The 18,001-nt window shown below is 69.8% G+C and carries 22 protein-coding genes and 1 other RNA gene; 16 read left to right on the forward strand and 7 right to left on the reverse strand.

The genetic code is table 11. The features are described 5' to 3' along the window. A partial coding sequence (locus tag EYW49_RS14990) for a glyceraldehyde 3-phosphate dehydrogenase NAD-binding domain-containing protein (protein WP_228259626.1) occupies nt 1–247 on the reverse strand: 247 nt, incomplete at its 3' end. A 576-nt stretch (nt 248–823) separates the two neighbouring features. On the opposite strand from EYW49_RS14990, the gene EYW49_RS14995 reads away from it, so the two are divergent. The 5 genes from EYW49_RS14995 to EYW49_RS15015 all read left to right on the forward strand — a co-directional run bounded on the left by EYW49_RS14995 (nt 824) and on the right by EYW49_RS15015 (nt 3,190). Further along, nucleotides 824–1,105, forward strand: a complete 282-nt coding sequence (locus EYW49_RS14995) for a DUF4164 domain-containing protein (protein ID WP_131310404.1) — start codon at nt 824–826, stop codon at nt 1,103–1,105. 13 nt (nt 1,106–1,118) lie between these two features. Beyond that, complete coding sequence (locus EYW49_RS15000; protein ID WP_131310405.1) at nt 1,119–1,484, forward strand: cell division protein ZapA; 366 nt, start codon at nt 1,119–1,121, stop codon at nt 1,482–1,484. A gap of 85 nt (nt 1,485–1,569) precedes the next feature. Further along, a non-coding RNA gene (gene ssrS / locus EYW49_RS15005) (6S RNA) lies at nt 1,570–1,726 on the forward strand. Between the two features lie 40 nt (nt 1,727–1,766). Further along, on the forward strand, nt 1,767–2,378 hold the full coding sequence (locus EYW49_RS15010) for a 5-formyltetrahydrofolate cyclo-ligase (protein ID WP_228259627.1): 612 nt from the start codon (nt 1,767–1,769) through the stop codon (nt 2,376–2,378). After that, the gene (locus EYW49_RS15015) at nt 2,375–3,190 is read left to right on the forward strand and encodes a TIGR00282 family metallophosphoesterase (RefSeq protein WP_131310407.1); all 816 of its coding nucleotides are present in this window, start codon (nt 2,375–2,377) and stop codon (nt 3,188–3,190) included. The genes EYW49_RS15010 and EYW49_RS15015 overlap by 4 nt, the downstream gene beginning before the upstream one ends. Nucleotides 3,191–3,252: 62 nt before the next feature. Here the strand turns inward: EYW49_RS15015 and EYW49_RS23660 are convergent, their stop codons facing one another. The 3 genes from EYW49_RS23660 to EYW49_RS15030 all read right to left on the reverse strand — a co-directional run bounded on the left by EYW49_RS23660 (nt 3,253) and on the right by EYW49_RS15030 (nt 6,325). Further along, nucleotides 3,253–4,506, reverse strand: a complete 1,254-nt coding sequence (locus tag EYW49_RS23660) for a methyl-accepting chemotaxis protein (protein WP_131310408.1) — start codon at nt 4,504–4,506, stop codon at nt 3,253–3,255. Between the two features lie 192 nt (nt 4,507–4,698). Beyond that, complete coding sequence (locus EYW49_RS15025; protein WP_131310409.1) at nt 4,699–5,913, reverse strand: sodium ion-translocating decarboxylase subunit beta; 1,215 nt, start codon at nt 5,911–5,913, stop codon at nt 4,699–4,701. Between the two features lie 49 nt (nt 5,914–5,962). Continuing rightward, on the reverse strand, nt 5,963–6,325 hold the full coding sequence (locus EYW49_RS15030; protein WP_131310410.1) for a hypothetical protein: 363 nt from the start codon (nt 6,323–6,325) through the stop codon (nt 5,963–5,965). A 541-nt stretch (nt 6,326–6,866) separates the two neighbouring features. Between EYW49_RS15030 and EYW49_RS15035 the strand changes: the two genes are divergently transcribed. The 4 genes from EYW49_RS15035 (at nt 6,867) to ruvA (ending at nt 9,585) form a co-directional block, all read left to right on the forward strand. After that, nucleotides 6,867–7,616, forward strand: a complete 750-nt coding sequence (locus EYW49_RS15035) for a YebC/PmpR family DNA-binding transcriptional regulator (RefSeq protein ID WP_131310411.1) — start codon at nt 6,867–6,869, stop codon at nt 7,614–7,616. Between the two features lie 132 nt (nt 7,617–7,748). Continuing rightward, a complete protein-coding gene (locus tag EYW49_RS15040) occupies nt 7,749–8,372 on the forward strand; it encodes a LysE family translocator (RefSeq protein ID WP_131310412.1) in 624 nt (207 codons plus the stop codon). Between the two features lie 57 nt (nt 8,373–8,429). Continuing rightward, on the forward strand, nt 8,430–8,942 hold the full coding sequence (gene ruvC / locus EYW49_RS15045; RefSeq protein WP_131310413.1) for a crossover junction endodeoxyribonuclease RuvC: 513 nt from the start codon (nt 8,430–8,432) through the stop codon (nt 8,940–8,942). A 22-nt stretch (nt 8,943–8,964) separates the two neighbouring features. After that, entirely contained in the window at nt 8,965–9,585 is a 621-nt protein-coding gene (gene ruvA, locus EYW49_RS15050; RefSeq protein WP_131310414.1) for a Holliday junction branch migration protein RuvA, read from the forward strand. 24 nt (nt 9,586–9,609) lie between these two features. Here the strand turns inward: ruvA and EYW49_RS15055 are convergent, their stop codons facing one another. The 3 genes from EYW49_RS15055 to EYW49_RS15065 form a co-directional block, all read right to left on the reverse strand. After that, nucleotides 9,610–10,443: a hypothetical protein gene (locus tag EYW49_RS15055; protein WP_131310415.1), complete on the reverse strand. Its 834-nt coding sequence runs from the start codon at nt 10,441–10,443 to the stop codon at nt 9,610–9,612. Nucleotides 10,444–10,560: 117 nt separating this feature from the next. Continuing rightward, nucleotides 10,561–10,929, reverse strand: coding sequence for a VOC family protein (locus EYW49_RS15060; RefSeq protein ID WP_131310416.1), 369 nt, complete (start codon nt 10,927–10,929; stop codon nt 10,561–10,563). A gap of 46 nt (nt 10,930–10,975) precedes the next feature. Then, nucleotides 10,976–11,683: a helix-turn-helix transcriptional regulator gene (locus EYW49_RS15065; protein WP_131310417.1), complete on the reverse strand. Its 708-nt coding sequence runs from the start codon at nt 11,681–11,683 to the stop codon at nt 10,976–10,978. Between the two features lie 147 nt (nt 11,684–11,830). Between EYW49_RS15065 and EYW49_RS15070 the strand changes: the two genes are divergently transcribed. The 7 genes from EYW49_RS15070 to EYW49_RS15100 all read left to right on the forward strand — a co-directional run bounded on the left by EYW49_RS15070 (nt 11,831) and on the right by EYW49_RS15100 (nt 17,943). Beyond that, entirely contained in the window at nt 11,831–12,928 is a 1,098-nt protein-coding gene (locus EYW49_RS15070; protein WP_131310418.1) for an acyltransferase family protein, read from the forward strand. Between the two features lie 76 nt (nt 12,929–13,004). Then, complete coding sequence (ruvB, locus tag EYW49_RS15075) at nt 13,005–14,045, forward strand: Holliday junction branch migration DNA helicase RuvB (RefSeq protein WP_131310419.1); 1,041 nt, start codon at nt 13,005–13,007, stop codon at nt 14,043–14,045. Nucleotides 14,046–14,228: 183 nt separating this feature from the next. Beyond that, nucleotides 14,229–14,516 carry a GIY-YIG nuclease family protein gene (locus tag EYW49_RS15080; protein WP_131310420.1) on the forward strand — a complete coding sequence of 96 codons (288 nt, stop codon included), beginning with the start codon at nt 14,229–14,231 and terminating at the stop codon, nt 14,514–14,516. Between the two features lie 323 nt (nt 14,517–14,839). Beyond that, the gene (ybgC, locus tag EYW49_RS15085; RefSeq protein ID WP_131310421.1) at nt 14,840–15,271 is read left to right on the forward strand and encodes a tol-pal system-associated acyl-CoA thioesterase; all 432 of its coding nucleotides are present in this window, start codon (nt 14,840–14,842) and stop codon (nt 15,269–15,271) included. 285 nt (nt 15,272–15,556) lie between these two features. Then, nucleotides 15,557–16,273: a protein TolQ gene (gene tolQ / locus EYW49_RS15090; protein WP_131310422.1), complete on the forward strand. Its 717-nt coding sequence runs from the start codon at nt 15,557–15,559 to the stop codon at nt 16,271–16,273. A 16-nt stretch (nt 16,274–16,289) separates the two neighbouring features. Next, complete coding sequence (locus EYW49_RS15095) at nt 16,290–16,739, forward strand: ExbD/TolR family protein (protein ID WP_131310423.1); 450 nt, start codon at nt 16,290–16,292, stop codon at nt 16,737–16,739. A gap of 4 nt (nt 16,740–16,743) precedes the next feature. Next, nucleotides 16,744–17,943: a hypothetical protein gene (locus EYW49_RS15100; RefSeq protein ID WP_131310424.1), complete on the forward strand. Its 1,200-nt coding sequence runs from the start codon at nt 16,744–16,746 to the stop codon at nt 17,941–17,943. Nucleotides 17,944–18,001: the final 58 nt, after the last annotated feature.

Genomic DNA, 18,001 nt, shown 5'->3' on the forward strand with positions numbered 1-18,001 from the left:
CCGGATCGCGGATGGCGGTGACCTTGATCGGGCCGCGGCCGACGTCGATGGTGTCGCCGGCGACGGTGACCACGCCGGGGAAGCGGCCGTGGACGCTGTCGTAGCGCACCAGATGGGCGTTGGTCTCGACCGGGCCGAGATCGTTGATGCCGACCACTTCGATGTCGGTGCGTCCCGACTCGACGATCGCCCGCAGGACATTGCGGCCGATGCGGCCGAACCCGTTGATCGCTACACGGACAGTCATGTTCGAACTCCTCTCGAGTGTCTCGGGCTTCGGTCGGACCGGGGATTCGGCCGCCTGCCACGTTCCTTCCGCCCCCGGAGCGCGGTGAAGGTCCTCGCTCTCTTCGGCCGCGATCGGGCGACCGTCGGCGGAGAGTCTTCCGGACCCTTCTCGCGCGCCCATCGAGCCATCGGCGGCATCGCTGCGCTGACGAACCCGATTCGCGTCGACCTCCCGCTGGCGCGGACGCGCCGGAGGCGCCGCGGCGAGCGGTGACGTCGAATGGGGGCACTGTTAGCAGGGCCGGTCGGGCTGTCAATCCGGCGTTGTCCGCTCTTTCCGCCGCTCGGCACCCGAGGGAGCGCGGTCGGTGCGACGCGCGAGCCGACGTTGCGGCATTGACCCTCGCTTTCGCCACGGCCTACTGTTCGGGCGTGAGGCGCCGGCCGGTCGAATCGGTTGCGACGAGCGCAGGGGATGACGTCGGGCCGCGGATCGGGCATCGATCTCGGCGGCGCGCGGCGTCGCGTCGCGACGGGCGTCCGCCGCGGCGGCCGGCGAGCGACCGGGTGCGACGGACCGGCAACGGGGGACGGAATGGGTCAGGCACCGGCCGTCGAGGCCGCGCTCGGACGACTGGCGGCAGCCCTGGAGACCCTGGAGGCGTCGGTCGAACGGCGCTTCGAACTGGATCGTTCGGCCGTCGAACTCGAGGCGGAGATCTCCCGGATCGGCGACGACCGGTCACGGCTGGCCGAGACGCTCGACCAGGAGAAGGCCCGGGCGACTCGTCTCGAGGACACCAACCGCGAGGTCTCGCGCCGGTTGGTGGCTGCGATGGAATCGATCCGGTCGGTGCTCGACGTGCATGGCGGTTGAGGGTGGCGGCGCGATGTCTCAAGTGAGCGTGACCATCAACGGCCGTGTCTACCGCATGGCCTGCGAAGACGGTCAGGAAGCCCATCTCCAGGGATTGGCGCAGAAACTCGACGACCTGATCCACACCTTGCGGGGCTCGTTCGGCGAGATCGGCGACCAGCGCCTGACGGTGATGGCCGCGGTCATGACCATGGACGAGCAGGACGAGTTGCAGCGCAAGATCAGGTCGCTGGAGGCCGAGAACCGCTCCCTGCGCGAGACCGGCGCGGCGGCGGTGGAGCGGCGCGAGGCGCTGGAGGCGGAGATGGTCCAGCGGGTCGACGAGGCGGCGCGGCGCATCGAGGCCCTCGCCGGGGTCTTGGCCACCCGACGCACGTGATCGGCCGCGAGAATTCGGCGCGGACGGTGGAGATCGTCGCGGAACGACTGGCGGGAAAGGCCGCGCCTCCCTATATTCGCAAGTGACGAGGCTGCGCGACCCGGCAGGAGACAGCATCCCCGGGGCCTTATCGATCCGAACGGGGGCTGTACCTGAGGCGGCTCGTGGGCCGCCCCACACGGCACCCACCTACAGTGTAGGTTTCCCGGGATCGATTCTCCACCGGTCGAGGTGGCTTCGTCACCCTCTTCTTCCCTCTTCCCGCCAGGATCGATGTTCGCGGTGACCGAGCCGACCGACCACGTCACCGCCGACGCATCGACGATCAAGGCGACGCTGCGGCGCGACGCGCTGGCGGCGCGCGACGCGCTGTCGGTGGTCGAGCGGCGCGCCGGCGCCGAGGCTCTCGCCGCCTTCGCCGACGATCTCGGCGCGGCCGCCGGCACGGTGGTCGCCGGCTATCTGCCGATCCGCAGCGAGATCGATCCGCGGCCGCTGATGGCGGCCTTGTCGGCGCGCGGGGCGATCCTGGCGCTGCCGGCGGTGCGCGACGACGGGCTGACTCTCGAATTCCGCCACTGGCGCTTCGGCGGCGCGCTGGAGAGCGCGGCCTTCGGCCTGTCGGTGCCGCCCCCGGGGACCGATCTGGTCGATCCCGTCCTGATCCTGATGCCGCTCGCCGCCTTCGACGCCGCCGGACGACGGATCGGTTGGGGCAAGGGCCATTACGACCGCGCCCTCGAAGGGCTGGAAGCGACCGGCCCGCGCCGCAAGATCGGCCTCGCCTTCGCCGTGCAGCAGGTCGACCGCGTCCCCGACGCGGCGCACGACCGGCGCCTCGATCTCGTCCTCACCGAACGCGGCCCGGTGCGGCCGAAGGATTTCCCTTCATGAGAGTGATGTTTCTCGGCGACGTGGTCGGCCGCAGCGGGCGGCGGATCGTGGTGGAGCGCCTGCCGGGCCTGATCGTCGACCTCGCGCTCGACTTCGTGGTGGTCAACGGCGAGAACGCCGCGGGCGGCTTCGGCATCACCGAGGAGATCGCCCGCGACCTGATCGACGCCGGCGCCGACGCGATCACGCTGGGCAACCACGCCTTCGATCAACGCGAGGCGCTGGTGTTCATCGAACGCCAGCCCAAGCTCCTGCGCCCGGTCAACTATCCGGCCGGCACGCCGGGGCGCGGCGCCGGGCTCTACATGGCCCGCAACGGCGCCCGGGTGCTGGTGGTCAACGTCATGGGCCGGATCTACATGGATCCGCTCGACGATCCCTTCGCGGCGATGGAGCGCGAGATCGCCGCCTGTCCGCTCGGCGAACAGGCCGATGCGGTGATCGTCGACGTCCATGCCGAGGCGACCAGCGAGAAACAGGCGATGGGCCATCTCCTCGACGGGCGCGCCAGCCTGGTCGTCGGCACCCACACCCATGTGCCGACCGCCGATCATCAGATCCTGCCGCACGGCACCGCCTTCCAGAGCGACGTCGGGATGTGCGGTGACTACGACGGGGTGATCGGCATGGACAAGGACGAGCCGCTCCACCGCTTCACCACCAAGATCGGGCGGGCGCGGTTCGAGCCGGCCAACGGCGAGGCGACGCTGTGCGGGGTCGTGGTCGACGTCGACGAGGTCAGCGGGCTCGCCACCACGATCGAACCGATCCGGCTCGGCGGACGTCTCGCCCCGGCGATGCCGCGCTTCTGACGCGAACGCCGCCGACCCGGGCGGGCCGACGGCGCGAGGGCGTGACCCCTGAGGGGCGGCCGTCAGACCTTCTTGATGATCTCCAGGAAGCGGTCGATCTCGCGGCGCATGGCCTCGGCCTCCTTGGCGGTGAGGGTGACGGCGGTGGCGACGCCGGCCGCCGAGCGACCGGTCTGTCCGGCGTCGTGTTCCAACTCGGCCATGGTCGCGGCGACGGCGCGGGTGCCGCCGGCCGCGCCCTGGACGGCGCGGCTGATCTCGGCGGTGGTCGCCGACTGTTCCTCGACCGCGGCGGAGATGCCGCTGGCGACTTCGTTCATGCGATCGATGGTGCCGGAGATCTCGGCCATCGAATGGACCGCCTCGCGGGTCGCCGCCTGGATGGTCTGGATCTGGCCGGTGATCTCCTCGGTCGCCTTGGTGGTCTGGCCGGCGAGGCTCTTGACCTCGGAGGCGACCACCGCGAAGCCGCGACCGGCGTCGCCGGCGCGCGCCGCTTCGATGGTGGCGTTGAGCGCCAGCAGGTTGGTCTGGGCGGCGATGTCCTGGATCAGGCCGACGACGCGGCCGATGCGCTCGGAGGCCTCGGTCAGGCGGTGGACCTTGTCGCGGGCGTCGCCGGCGTGGAGCACGCCGCCGCGCGCCACTTCCGCGGAAATGCCGGCCTGACGGGCGATCTCGGCGATCGAGGAATCGAGTTCGTGCACCGCGGCGGCGACGCTCTCGACGTTGTCGGTGGCGGTGGCGGCGGCCCCGGCCGACTGGTTGGCCTGAGCGGCGGTGTCGCCGGCGATCTTGGTCATGCCGTCGGCGTGGCCGCGCAGTTCGACGACCTGTTCGGCGACGCTGTCGATGGCGGCCTTGACCTGGGTCTCGAAGGTCTCGACGGCGTTCTGCAGGGCGGTGGTCACCGACCAGGTGACCATGCAACCGAGATAGGCGCCGGAGGCGTCGGTGATCGCCGAGGCCTTGAGGTCGAGCCGTTCGGCGCCGAGCCGCAATTTGGTGGTCCAGGGCAGGTTCTTCGGGTCGGCGACGATGCGGCGCTGGTGCGCGGGGTTCTTGTGGAAGACGTCCATCGAGCGGCCGACCAGACGATCGGGGTCGACGTCGGCGCGCAACTCGTGGCGGATCGACTTCAATGTCTCGACGCTCTTGCGGTTGACGTAGAGGATGTCGCCGGTCTTGGGATCGGCGAGGAGAACGTTGAACGGCATCTGGTCGAGCATCGCCGCGAGGGTCGCCGACGAGACCCCGCTCACCGTCGTCTCGGTGCTCTCCGCGATCACCGTCTTGCGCCCGAATCGACCGAACATGGCTGTTTCCTCATTTCGCGGCGCACGAATGCCCACCTGGGATTGCACGCGCGAACTCTGTCGGGAAACACGCGAAGCATCAGGAATTCTTTGCAGAATCCGGTTACGGTCGGGTAAATTCCGACGGTGAGATTTGACGATGTGCAACGGCCGGCGGCGGGGATCGCTATCCCGCCGCCGCGCCCGCGCTGCTCAGCCGGGCAGACGCACCACCGAGACCAGAACCGCGGCGAAGATCGCGGTGGTGATGACGCCGGAGATGTTGGCGCCGAGCGCGTGGGGCAGGATGATCGACGACGGGTTCTGGGCGCTGACCAGCTTCTGGGCGACCTTGGCGGTGGTCGGCACGCAGGAGACCGCGGCGATGCCGATCACCGGATTGTATTTGCCGCCCGAGACGAACCACAGGACGTAGCCGCCGAGCAGGCCGCCGATCGCCGAGATGGTCAGGGCGACGATGCCGAGGACCAGGAGGATCAGCACCTTGGGATCGAGGATGGTGCTGGCTTCGCAGAGCACCCCGAGCACCAGGCCGAGGAAGAAGGTGGCGCCGTAGAGCACCTGGTTGGAGAACAGCTCGTAGAAGTATTTCAGGCCGCTCTCGCGGATCACCACGCCGAGGAACACCGACAGGAACAGGGGCGCGGCGACCGGGAACAGCAGCGAAAGGAGCACGCAGGTGACCACCGCGAAGACCAGCTTCTCGCCCGAGGAGATCGGCCTCGTGGACTCGACCGGCATCTCGATGGCGCGCAGCCTCGCGGGGACCAGGGCCTTCACGATGTAGGGATACCCGCCGTAGGTCAGGCCCAGGTAGAGGTAGCCGACCACGGTGATCGGCACGAAGATCTGCGGCGCCAGCATCAGCGACGAGAACAGCACCATCGGACCGTCGGCGCCGCCGATCGTCGCGGTGGCCGCCGCCTCGCCCATCGGCAGGCCCATGGCGACGCCGAGCGGGAAGGTGACCAGCGTGCCGGCCTCGGCGCAGATCGCCAGGAACATCGAGCGATAGGGCCGCGCCATCAGGAAGCCGACGTCGAGCAGGGTGCCGATGCCGAGGAACACCAGGCAGGCGATCAGGCCGTTGGAGAACATCAGCGAATAGATCGGCTGCAGCCAATCGATCTGCATCTGGGTGACCACCTGATCGGTGGTGGCGGCGAGCGGATCGAGGAACAGCGTGCCCTTCTTGCCGCCGGCGAAGGTCAGGACGCCGGCGTTGACGGTGGCCATGCCGAGGCCCATCGGGATCATCAGGAGCGCCTCGAGAACTCCCTTGTGGCCGAGCCAGATGAGCACGAAGCCGAGCAACATCAGGCCGATGCGGCCGATCATGATGTGCGGCTCGCTGTCGACCAGGGTGGCGATGCCCTGAAAGATCTCGAGATAGGAGGCGTCGAACATGGCGGCGATCCTCTGGGCGGGCGCCTGCCGGCGCGCGGGGGCGGCGGCGTCAGTGCTCGCGATGGGGATCGTGCGAACCGTGCTGACGGGCGCGGGTCTCGGCGGTCCAAGACGACGGTTGGGCGGTGTCGCCGATGTAGACGATGCGATGGCGGGCGCCGAGGGTGGCGTGGACGGCGGCGGCGATCGCCGCGACCACCGCCGGATCGATCCCGGCGACGCACGGCTTCGGCGTCGCGACGGCCGGCACCGGGAGCGGGGCGGCGCGGCGTTCGGCTCGGCGCTTGACCGCGCCGAGACCGGCGACCAGAGCGTGGATGAACACCGCCGAGAGCATGGCGATGACGGCCATCAGGCCGAAGCTGAACAGCGATTTTCCGATCGCCACGGTCACCAGAGATTCGACTGGCATTCCCGCAACTCTCCAGCCGTCTCACCCCGGAAGGCGGGCGACGTGTTCTTCTTCTCGTCGTCGTCCCCGGGTCCCCGATCGGCGGCGACGCGCGCGACCGAGGCTGCGGGCGCGCCGACCCTATCAGAGACCTCGCGCGCCTCAAGGCGTCCGGGGGCGTGGCGATCGGCCGTCGTGCGCCGGACCGCCGGCGCGGGGCGCCGAGGCGCGAAAAGATCGTGATCAATCAATCGATCGGCCACGGCGCGAGCCGGCTGCGGGCGATGCCGGATCGCATTCCTACGGGGGGCCTTTGCGGGCGGGGCTGCGGAATTCGCTATGCCGCCTCGAGATCGGCCGGTGACCGCTGCGGGCGATGCGGGAATGCTGGATTTCCCCGTTCGACCCGCCTATAAGCGCACGGCTTCCCGACGATGCCCGCCGGGGGACGCGCTCATCCCCCCGGATCCCTCGCCTCGCGCGCCGTGTGTCGACACCCGCCGGGCGGGCGACCGAGAGTGCTCCCGGAGCGATCCCTTCGACCTGCCGACGAGAGACGACCATGGCCGGACATTCACAGTTCAAGAACATCATGCACCGCAAGGGCAAGCAGGACTCGGTGCGGTCCAAGCTGTTCTCCAAGCTGGCGCGCGAGATCACCGTCGCGGCCAAGCAGGGCGGGCAGGAGCCTTCGATGAACGCCAAGCTGCGGCTGGCGATCCTCAACGCCCGCGCCGAGAACATGCCCAAGGACAACATCGAGCGGGCGATCAAGAAGGCGTCGATCGCCGACGGCGACAATTACGAAGAGGTCCGTTACGAGGGCTACGGCCCGGGCGGCACCGCGGTGATCGTCGAGACGCTGACCGACAACCGCAACCGCACCGGCGGCAACGTCCGCGCCGCCTTCACCAAATACGGCGGGGCGCTGGGCGAGACCAATTCGGTGTCCTTCTCCTTCGACCGGATCGGCGAAATCACCTTCCCGGCTTCGGCCGGCAGCGCCGACGCGGTGCTGGAAGCGGCGATCGAGGCGGGTGCCGACGACGTCGTGTCCGACGCCGAGAGCCACCTCATCATCACCACCTTCGAAGGCCTGTCGGAAGTGTCCAAGGCGCTCGAGAGCTCGATCGGCGCGGCGACCTCGATCAAGGCCAACTGGCGGCCGCAGAACACCGTGCCGGTCGACGAAGAGCGGGCGCAGTCGCTGATGAAGCTGATCGCCATGCTCGAAGACGACGACGACGTCCAGAACGTCTACACCAACTTCGAAATCTCCGACGAAGTGATGGCCAAGCTGACCGCCGCCTGATCGGGCGCGGAGTGCGGTTTTCGGGCGGGCGGGGAGCGATCCTCGCCCGTCGGCGTTTCGGGGCATCGACGGCGCCGGTTCGGGCGGTTACCGTCGGGGCCGCGGCCGTGGATCGCAAGCGGAGGAGCGAGGATGGACTGGACGGTGTGGCTGGCCTTCGTGGCGGCTTCGGCGGTGCTGGTGGTGATCCCCGGGCCGACGGTGCTGCTGATCGTCTCGCACGCGCTGGGCCAGGGCTGGCGATCGACCCTGCCGCTGGCGGTCGGGGTGGCGCTCGGCGACGTCACCGCGATGACCGCGTCGCTGGCCGGCGTCGGCGCGCTGCTCCAGGCCTCGGCGACGGTGTTTCTCGCCGTCAAATGGATCGGTGCGGCCTATCTGGTGTTCCTCGGCGTGCGGCTGTTCCGGGCCGGTGGGACGGTGACGACGCCGGCGCGCAGCGATCGCTCGGTCGGCGGGATGCTGGTGGTCCATGCCTGGCTGGTGACCGCGCTCAATCCCAAGGGCATCCTGTTCTTCGTGGCGTTCCTGCCGCAGTTCGTCGACCCGCACGCGCCGCTGGTCGGCCAATGGCTGCTGCTCGAGGCGACCTTCGTGACCATCGCCTTCGCCAACGTCCTCGCCTACACCGCCTGCGCGGCGCGGGCCGGCCGCCTGTTCGGCGACGGGCGGATGATCGGCCGGGTCAACCGGGCCGGCGGAACGGCGCTGGTCTGCGCCGGTCTCGCCACCGCGGTCTTCGCCGAGAGCCATTGACGCGCGACGGCCTCCCCCCTCTTTCGAAACGAACCGAGAACATGTACCGATGACGGAATGAGCTCCGTCGTCCGAATCATCGGGATCGATCCCGGACTGCAACGCACCGGCTGGGGCGTCGTCGACGCCACGGGCAATCGGCTGTCCTTCGTCGCCTGCGGCACCATCACCTCGACGGCCGCCGACGAGCTCGCGCCGCGGTTGGTCGAACTCTACGACGGGCTGGTCGCGGTGATCGCCGCGCATGCCCCCGACGAGGCGGCGGTCGAGCACACCTTCGTCAACACCAATCCGACCGCGACGCTGAAGCTCGGGCAGGCCCGCGGCATCGCCCTGCTGGTGCCGGCCAAGGCCGGGCTCACCGTCGCCGAATACGCGCCCAACGCGGTCAAGAAGGCGATCGTCGGGGCCGGCCACGCCGACAAGACGCAGATTCAGCACATGGTGCGCATCCTGCTGCCCAAGGCGGTGTGGACCGGGGCGGACGCGGCGGATGCGCTCGCCATCGCCATCTGCCACGCTCATCATCGCGGTTCGGCGGCGCGGATGCTGCGATTGGCCGGGTCGTGACGGCGACGGGGGAGGGGACGGAATGATCGGCAAACTCAAGGGCGTCGTCGACGAATACGGCGAGGACTTCGTGATTCTCGATGTCCACGGCGTCGGCTACGTCTGTTTCTGCTCGGCGCGGACGCTGCAAGACCTGCCGCGGCCGGGCGAAGCGGCGGTGCTGGCGATCGAGACCATCGTCCGCGAGGACATGATCCGCCTCTACGGTTTCGCCGATGCCGACGAGCGCGACGGCTTCCGTCTGTTGACCACCGTCCAGGGGGTCGGGGCCAAGGTGGCGTTGGCGATCCTGTCGGTGCTTCGGCCGATCGAGCTCGCCTCGGCGATCGCGCTGAAGGACGTCACAGCGCTCGCCCGCGCGGTCGGGGTCGGCAAGCGGCTGGCCGAACGCATCGTCCAGGAACTGAAGGACAAGGCGCCGGTGTTCGGCTCGGTCGATCCGGCGGTGGTGTCGCTCGCCGGCGGCATCGCCGACAAGACCGCGCCGAAGCCGATGGCCGACGCGGTCTCCGCCCTGGTCAATCTCGGCTATGCCCAGATCCAGGCCTCGGCGGCGGTGGCCGCGGCGGCGCGCAGCGCCGGCGAAGGGGCCACCACCGAGAAACTGATCCGCCTCGGCCTCAAGGAACTCACGTCGGGCTGACCGTGCATCGAGGCCGTCGCCCGCTCATTTGACCACGTCGACGTCGACGATGCGGCGCACCCGCTTGCGCTCGCCGTCGCGCTCGCCCTCGATCTCGATCGCGAAGGTGTCGGGTCCGAAATAGCCTGGCGCCGGGCGATACCGCACATAGAGGATGTCGGGCGGCTGGATCCGCGTCTCGCCGTGCGACGGCGGCATCGCCACCCGGATGGTGCGATTCTCGAAGGACTTGCCGAGGGTGCGGCTGCCGCAGCTGGCGCCGCCGGAGACGCGCATCGCATAATGCTTGCTCTCCTCGTCGAAATGGATCGCGCAGCCGGCCTCGAGCGTCGCGGGCTCGTCGGCGGCGTCGGTGATCAGCCGGCAGTTGACGCCGGTCGCCCGAATGTCGCTCGAGGTGGTGGGGCCGTTCGGTCCCGCCAGGGTGACGGTCGCGTGTCCGGGTTTCAGGCCATAGGTCACCGAGGCCTCGCAGGCGTCCGCGCCGAACCGGATCGTGCGTTCGAGGGTGAAGTCGGGAAAGTCGGAGCGGATGACCACGACGTCCTTGGACGGCATCCGGTAGGTGGCGCGATAGCCGCCGGCGTCGACGACCTCGCCATCGCGGCGATAGACGGTCGCCACCTTGTCCTTGGCACTGCCGAGCACCGCTTCGATCTTCATCCGCCGGTCGTCGGTGACGGTGAGCCGCAGCGCGGTGTTCTCGCTGCGGACGCGGCGGCCGTCGGGCAAGGGTGGGGCGATCTGTTCGTAGACGATGCGGTAGCGCACGATCATCTGCCGCTCGGCCGCGGCCGCGCCATCGGCGACGAGCAGAAAGACCCCGATCGCCGTCGCGGCGCACCGCACGATCGTCATGGCAACCCTCCGCCGCCCGCTGGCCCGTGTGCGGCGATCATCACCGATCGCGACGCCGGCCGCAACCGCGTCGCCGCCCGCCGGCGGTTTCCCCGAGCGGGCGGCGTCGGCGCACGCTCAGGCGGCCGGGGTGTAGACCCGCAGGCGGTGGCCGTCGGGGTCGAGCGCCACGAAGGTGCGGCCGAAGTCCATGTCGCAAGGGCTCTGGAGGATCGGCAGACCGCGCGCCACCCAATCGGCATGGGTGGCGTCGACCGCCGCCGGATCGGCGACCCCGAACACCACCTCGCCGCCGCCACCGGCCGCCGCCGCGGCCGGTTCGACGGTGTGGCGCGACCACAATCCGAGCATCAGGCCGGGGCGCAGCGGCAGCATGGCGAAGGTATCGGAGAGCTCGACCGGCTCGCGGCCGAGGAGGCCGGACCAGAAGGTGGCCGCGGCGCGGGGGGCATCGACATAGAGGATGAGCATGGAAGCATCGGGCATGGGCGGTCTCCGTTGGGGTCGGAGGCCATCTTCGCCGAGGCCCGCGTCAGTTTTCGTCAGCAGCGCCGGGTCCGGTGATGCCTTCGGCGCGGCGCCAGTCGCGCATCAGGGTGCGGCGTCGGCGCGGGTAGCGTTCGCCGGTCGGGGTCGCGGCGATCATCCGATCGAGGCGGAAATGGCGGAAGGCGGCGCGGGTCTCGCACCAGGCGACCAGGATGCGGACCCGTTCGAAGAAGGCCAGCGCCATCGGCCAGACGATGCGCCGGCTCTCGCGGCCGGCGGCGTCGCGGTAGGTCAGCGCCAGGCGGGTCTCGGCGCGGATCGCGTCGCGCAGGACCTGCGGATCGACGGTCTCGGCGGCGCGGCCCTTGCCCGGGCCGACCAGCAGCGCGTCGGCGTCGCGCGGATCGCCGCGGCCGTCCGGCAGCACCGCGGCGATGCGGGCGAGCGCGTCGCGGGCGGCGGCGGCGAGGCGGGGATCGCCGTGCTCGGCGACGAAGCGCGCGCCGAGGGCCAGCGCCTCGAGTTCCTCGTCGCCGAACATCAGCGGCGGCAGGGTGAAGCCGGGGCGCAGCACGTAGCCGAGCCCGGCCTCGCCGTCGATCGGCGCACCCTGGCCGCGCAAGGTGGCGACGTCGCGATAGAGGCTGCGCGGCGATATGCCGAGCTCGGCGGCGAGCGCCGCGGCGGTCACCGGCCGGCGATGGCGGCGCAGGATCTGGACGAGATCGAGGAGGCGGGCGCTGCGGGACATGGGCGGATCGCGGTCGTCGGCTCCGACACCAGCGGGCGCCGGGTCCGTTAAGTCGATCTTGCGAATTGTCGCTCAATCTGCGGTCGATCGAAAGGGCCGGATCGCCGGGGCGACCGAGCGGCGCGTCGCAAGGGGAGAGTTCGCCGCATGTCCTCGCGACCGCTCTACCGGCCCGAATTGGACGTCTTGCGCTTCTTCGCCTTCTTCTTCGTGTTTCTCCATCATGTCCTGCCGCGCGAGCCGCGAGATCTCGCGGCCATCGCCCCGGCGTGGCGCGCCTCGGTCGCCTCGGTGACCAATGCCTTCGGTTTCGGCATGACGCTGTTCTTCCTCCTCTCGGCCTTCCTGATCACCCGGCTGCTGCTCGCCGAGCAGGAGCGCACCGGCGGCTTGCGCATCGGCGACTTCTACGCCCGGCGGGTCCTGCGGATCTGGCCGCTCTACGTGGTCGGGCTCGGCATCGGCCTGGCGCTGGTCGACCCGTCGGACGGTGCCGATCAGATGCAGATGTTCGCGTGGTTCGCGGGGTTCGCCGGCAACTGGTTCTTTCTCGATCACGGTTGGAACGGCAATCCGATGGCGCCGTTGTGGAGCATCTCGGTCGAGGAGCAGTTCTATCTGGTGTTGCCGGTGGTGCTCACGATGGTCGGTCGCGACCGGGCGGTCGGGCTCGGCGTCGGGGCGATGGTCCTGTCGGCGGCGAGCCTGTGGCATCAGGGCGACCGGCATCTGGCGATCGACACGGCGATCTGGGTGAACACCGCGACCCATGGCCTCGCCTTCGGGGCGGGCATCGTGCTCGCGTCGGTGTCGTTCGGGCGCCGCTTCGTGGCGGGGGCGGGGCTGCGGGTCGGCCTCGCTCTGACGGGCCTCGCCGCGCTGTTCGTCGCCGCGCACGTCTTCGAGGGCAAACGCATGGCGGAGGCCACCTCGGGGGCGAGCGTGGTGCTCGGCCATGCCACGGCGGTGCTCGGCTGCGTCGCCCTGGTGGCGGCGGTGCTCGACACGCCGCGGGCGCTGCCGCGCCCGCTGGTGATCCTCGGCCGGATCTCGTTCGGGCTCTACGTGTTCCACCTCCTCGCCATTCGCGTGGCCGGCCACATGGCGCCGCCGGGATCGGTGGCCGCGGCGATCCTCGCGCTCGCCCTGACGATCGCCGTCGCCGCGGTGTCCTATTGGGGTTTCGAACGGTGGTTCCTGCGCCTGCGCGAGGCCTTCGTGCGCGTCGAAGGGCGGCCGATCTGAGGTCGCTCGCTTCTTCGGCGGCGCGGCGGCGTGTTAGAAGCGGCTCCGAACCCCGCTGCGACGGACACGCGATTCGATGGCCACACCCAAACGCCTGATCTCCGGAGAGAAACGCGACGAGGACTTCGATGCCTCGCTGCGGCCGCAGACGCTCGGCGACTTCGTCGGCCAAGTGGCGGCGCGCGACAACCTCGCGGTGTTCATCGAGGCCGCCAAGACCCGGCGCGAGGCGCTCGACCACGTGCTGTTCGTCGGGCCCCCGGGGCTCGGCAAGACCACGCTCGCCCAGATCGTGTCGCGCGAACTCGGGGTCAATTTCCGCTCGACCTCCGGGCCGGTGATCGCCAAGGCCGGCGATCTCGCGGCGCTGCTGACCAATCTCGAGGACCGCGACGTCCTGTTCATCGACGAGATCCATCGGCTGGCGCCGGCGGTCGAGGAGATCCTCTATCCGGCGATGGAGGACTACCAGCTCGATCTGATCATCGGCGAAGGTCCGGCGGCGCGCTCGGTCAAGATCGATCTCGCCCGCTTCACGCTGGTCGCCGCGACCACCCGGTTGGGGCTCCTGACCACGCCGCTGCGCGACCGTTTCGGCATCCCGATCCGGCTCAACTTCTACACCGTCGGCGAGCTCGAATTCATCGTCAAGCGCGGCGCTCGGCTGATGGGTCTGGCGATCACCGAGGAGGGCGCCAACGAGATCGCCCGCCGGTCGCGGGGGACGCCGCGCATCGCCGGGCGGCTCCTGCGCCGGGTGCGCGACTTCGCCGCGGTGGCCGGGGACGAGGCGATCGACCGCGGCATCGCCGACCGCGCGCTGCTGCGCCTCGAGGTCGACCGGGCCGGCCTCGACCAGCTCGATCGGCGCTATCTCGAGGTGATCGCGGTGTCGTTCTCGGGCGGCCCGGTCGGCATCGAGACCATCGCCGCGGCGCTGTCGGAACCGCGCGACGCGATCGAGGAGATCGTCGAGCCCTATCTGATCCAGCAGGGCCTGGTGCAGCGCACGCCGCGCGGCCGGATGATGACCCAGGCCGCCTTCCGCCACCTCGGCCTGACCCCGCCGCCGAGCCGGCCGGAACAGCTCGGCCTGGGGCTCGACGAGGAGGAGTGACGCTCCGGAGGACACATCGGCGGCGCTCGCAGGCGTCGAAGTCGGAGCGTGGGAGGACCAAGATGGATCCCCTTCCCCTCGCTGCGCTCGGCCGGGGATGACGGGAGGGGGCGACGGTCGGCGTTTTTCCGTCATCCCCGGCGAGCCGAAGGCGAGGGAAGGGGATCCATCGGGGAGAGCCCCATGTATTTCGTCTACATTCTCGCAAGCCGTCGCAACGGAACTCTCTATATCGGCGTCACCAACGATCTCGTCCGACGGATCGGTGAACATTGCAGCGGCGCTGTGCCGGGATTTACCCGCCGCTACGGAGTCACGCGGTTGGTGTACTTCGAGATCTACGACCGCATCGACGAGGCGATCACTCGGGAAAAGCAATTGAAGGGTTGGAACCGAACCTGGAAGATTCGCCTGATCGAAGCCTCCAATCCGGAGTGGCGCGACGTCGGCGGCGACATTCCCTGGTCGTGAGGGGCGGTGCGGATCGTCGCCTGCATGCGAAAGATGGATCCCCTTCCCCTCGCTGCGCTCGGCCAGGGATGACGGAGGAGGCGTGGGGAGAATTCTCCCCGTCATCCCCGGCGAGCCCGAAGGGCGAGGGAAGGGGATCCAGAGGCCACACGGGAAACCGCCGAGAGTTCTCCGCTACCCCCTGGATCCCTTCCCCTCCGCCGGCAGGCCGGCTCCGGCCGGGGATGACGGCCGAGGGGTGGGCGGGCTCATGTGCGTCTCCCTCGCCCCTCTGCTGCACCGCAGCACTTGACCCCGCGGCCGGCTGCGGGCATTGACGAGGAATGACCGCGACACTGCCCGTCTCCGATCGACCGGATCACCGCCTCGCCGTCCGCGTCTATTACGAGGACACGGATGCCGGCGGCATCGTCTATCACGCCTCCCACGTCCGCTTCTTCGAGCGCGGCCGCACCGAATATCTGCGGGCGCTCGGCATCAGCCAGTCGGCGATGAAGGCCTCGGAGCACCCGTTGCTGTTCGCGGTGCGGCGGCTGGAGATCGACTATCTCAAGACCGCCGGCCTCGACGACCTGCTCGAAGTGGCGACCACCACGCGCGAGGTCGGGGGGGCGCGGATGATCCTCGATCAGGTGTTGCGGCGGGGTGACGAGGTGATCGCCACGGCGGTGGTCACGGTGGTGGCGGTCGGTCCCGACGGGCGGCCGCATCGGGTGCCGGCCGATCTCCGACACCGCTTCGGCCACCCGGAATGACGGGACGTCCGCCGAAAGTGGGACGACGTAACCATTCTTTAACCTTGACAATGGCTTGCTGAACCGGCGCGGGCTCCGGCGGAGCCCTCGTTTGGTCATATTCCACGGGCAGAAGATCTTCACGGATCCGATGCCGGAGAGCCAGGGAACCGCCCGGCGCGATCGGGGTCGGCACGGGCGCCTGCCGAGGTCGCCGACCGGAACTCCCCACCCTCGACCCTGACCCGCCGCTCGCGGCGATCGGAACCCGCCCAGGTCGATCCTCGGCCGTAAGGAACGCTGCTCATGAATCCCGAAGTCGCCCAGGCCGCCCTGGCCGCACCCCATGTCGACATGACGCTGCTCTCGATGTTCTGGAGCGCGCACATCGTCGTCAAGCTGGTGATGCTCGGCCTGTTCTCCGCCTCGGTGTGGTGCTGGGCGATCATCGTCGACAAGCTCTTCCTGTTCATGAAGACGCGTCGGCAGATGGACAATTTCGAGCAGGTGTTCTGGTCGGGCCAGAGCCTCGAGGACCTCTACCGGACGCTCGCCTCGCGCGCCAACCACGGCATGCCGGCGCTGTTCGTCGCGGCGATGCGGGAATGGAAGCGCAGCCACGAGGGCGGACGCCCGGCGATCGGGAGCCTGCAGCAGCGCATCGACAAGGTGATGGACGTGACCATCGGCCGGGAGGTCGATCGCTTCCAGTCGAACCTGCTGGTGCTGGCGACGATCGGCTCGTCGAGCCCGTTCATCGGCCTGTTCGGCACGGTGTGGGGCATCATGACCGCCTTCCAGGGCATCGCCGCCTCGAAGAACACCTCGCTGGCGGTGGTCGCGCCGGGCATCGCCGAGGCGCTGCTGGCCACCGCGATCGGTCTGGTCGCGGCGATCCCCGCGGTCATCGCCTACAACAAGCTGTCGTCGGACGCGGGCGCGCTCGGCGGCCGGCTCGAGACCTTCGCCGACGAATTCTCCGCCATCCTGTCGCGTCAGATCGACGAGCGGCAGGCGGCCTGAGCGGGGAGCAGAGACCATGGCGATGGCGGCGGTCAGCAACGGCGGGCGAGGCGGGCGACGCGGTCGGCGGCGCGGCAAGGCCGGCGTGATGAGCGAAATGAACATGACGCCGTTCATCGACGTCGTGTTGGTGCTCTTGATCATCTTCATGGTCGCGGCGCCGATGATGACGGTCGGCGTGCCGATCGAGATGCCGGAGAGCCGCGCCAAGCCGCTCGAAGGCCAGGTCAAGCCGATCGCCGTGTCGATCGACGCCCAGGGCCGGATCTTCATTCAGGATGCCGAGGTCAAGGCCGACGATCTGATTCCGAAGCTGCAGGCGATCGCCAAGAACGGCGTCGACGAGCGCATCCAGGTGCGCGGCGACAAGGCGACCGACTACGGGACCGTCAACAAGGTGCTCGGCATGCTCAGCGGCGCCGGCTTCACCAAGATCGGCCTGATGTCGCTGTCGGGGGCGAGGTGACGACGTGATTCGTCCGGGTCTGCCCACATCGGCCGTGCTGCACGTCGCGCTGTTCGCGTGGATCCTGTTCGCCTTCCCGCAGCCCAAGCCGCTCGAGGATGCGGTGGTGGTCGATGCCATGCCGATCGAGTTCGTCCCCGTCGCGGCGACGAGCCAGATCAGGCTCGGCCAGAAGACCGCCAAACCCAAGGACGAGATCGCCCCCAAGGACGTCAAACAGGCGCCGAAGGAGACCGACGGCACCCGCGCCGGCACCGACGCGCGCGAGGAGCCGCCGCCGCCGATGCCTGAGGCGAAGCCGACGCCGCCGGTGCCCGAGGCCAAGCCGACGCCGCCGCAGAAGGTCGCGGAACTGCCGAAGCCGCCGGAGCCGAAGCCGGAACCGCCCAAGCCCGAGCCGCCGAAGCCCGAGCCGGTCAAGGCGCCCGAGCCCAAACCGCTGCCCAAGCCCGAACCGATCAAGGCGCCGGAGCCCAAGCCCGACCTGCCCAAGGAGGCGGAGAAGGCCAAGGACGTCGGCGAAGGCAAGCCGCCGGTGGTCAAGGATCCGCCCAAGGACACCCAGGCGCTCGACAAACTGCTCGACGATCAGAAGAAGGCCGACGAGAAGAAGGCGGCCGACGCCAAGGCCGCGGCCGACGCCAAGGCGGCGAAGGCTGCGGCCGACAAGGCCGCGGCGGACAAGGCGGCCAAGGTCGCGGCGGCGAAGGCGGCCGCCGACAAGGCCGCGGCCGAGGCCAAGGCGGCGGCGGACCGGGCGGCGGCGCAGACCGCCTCGACCGCCAACGCCAAGCCCTTCGCCGGCCAGATCTCCGACGTGCTCAACAAGAATGCCACCGGCTCCTCGGCCGGGGCGCAGGCCAAGGTCGCGAGCCTCGGCTCGCCGACCGGCAAGCTCAACGTCACCCATATGACGCAGTCGGAGACCGACGCGCTGATCGGCCAGATCAAGCGCTGCTGGAATCCGCCGATCGGGGCGGCGGAAGCGGCGATCAAGGTGACGCTGCGCTTCTCGCTCAACCAGGACGGCACGCTCAACGGCTCGCCGGAACCGATCCAGACGCCGCAGCATCCGCTCGGCGTCGGGCTCGCCCGCTCGGCGCAGCGCGCGCTCATTCAATGTGGTCCCTACCGGATGCCGGCCGACAAGTTCGCCGCCTGGCAGTCGGTGGAAGCGACCTTCGATCCCAAGGACATCTTCTGATGCACGGCGTTCACACGGACGTGGTCGACTCCCGGGCATCGGCGACGACGAGGACAGA

The organism is Siculibacillus lacustris, from assembly GCF_004328075.1.
Lineage (GTDB): Bacteria > Pseudomonadota > Alphaproteobacteria > Rhizobiales > Ancalomicrobiaceae > Siculibacillus > Siculibacillus lacustris.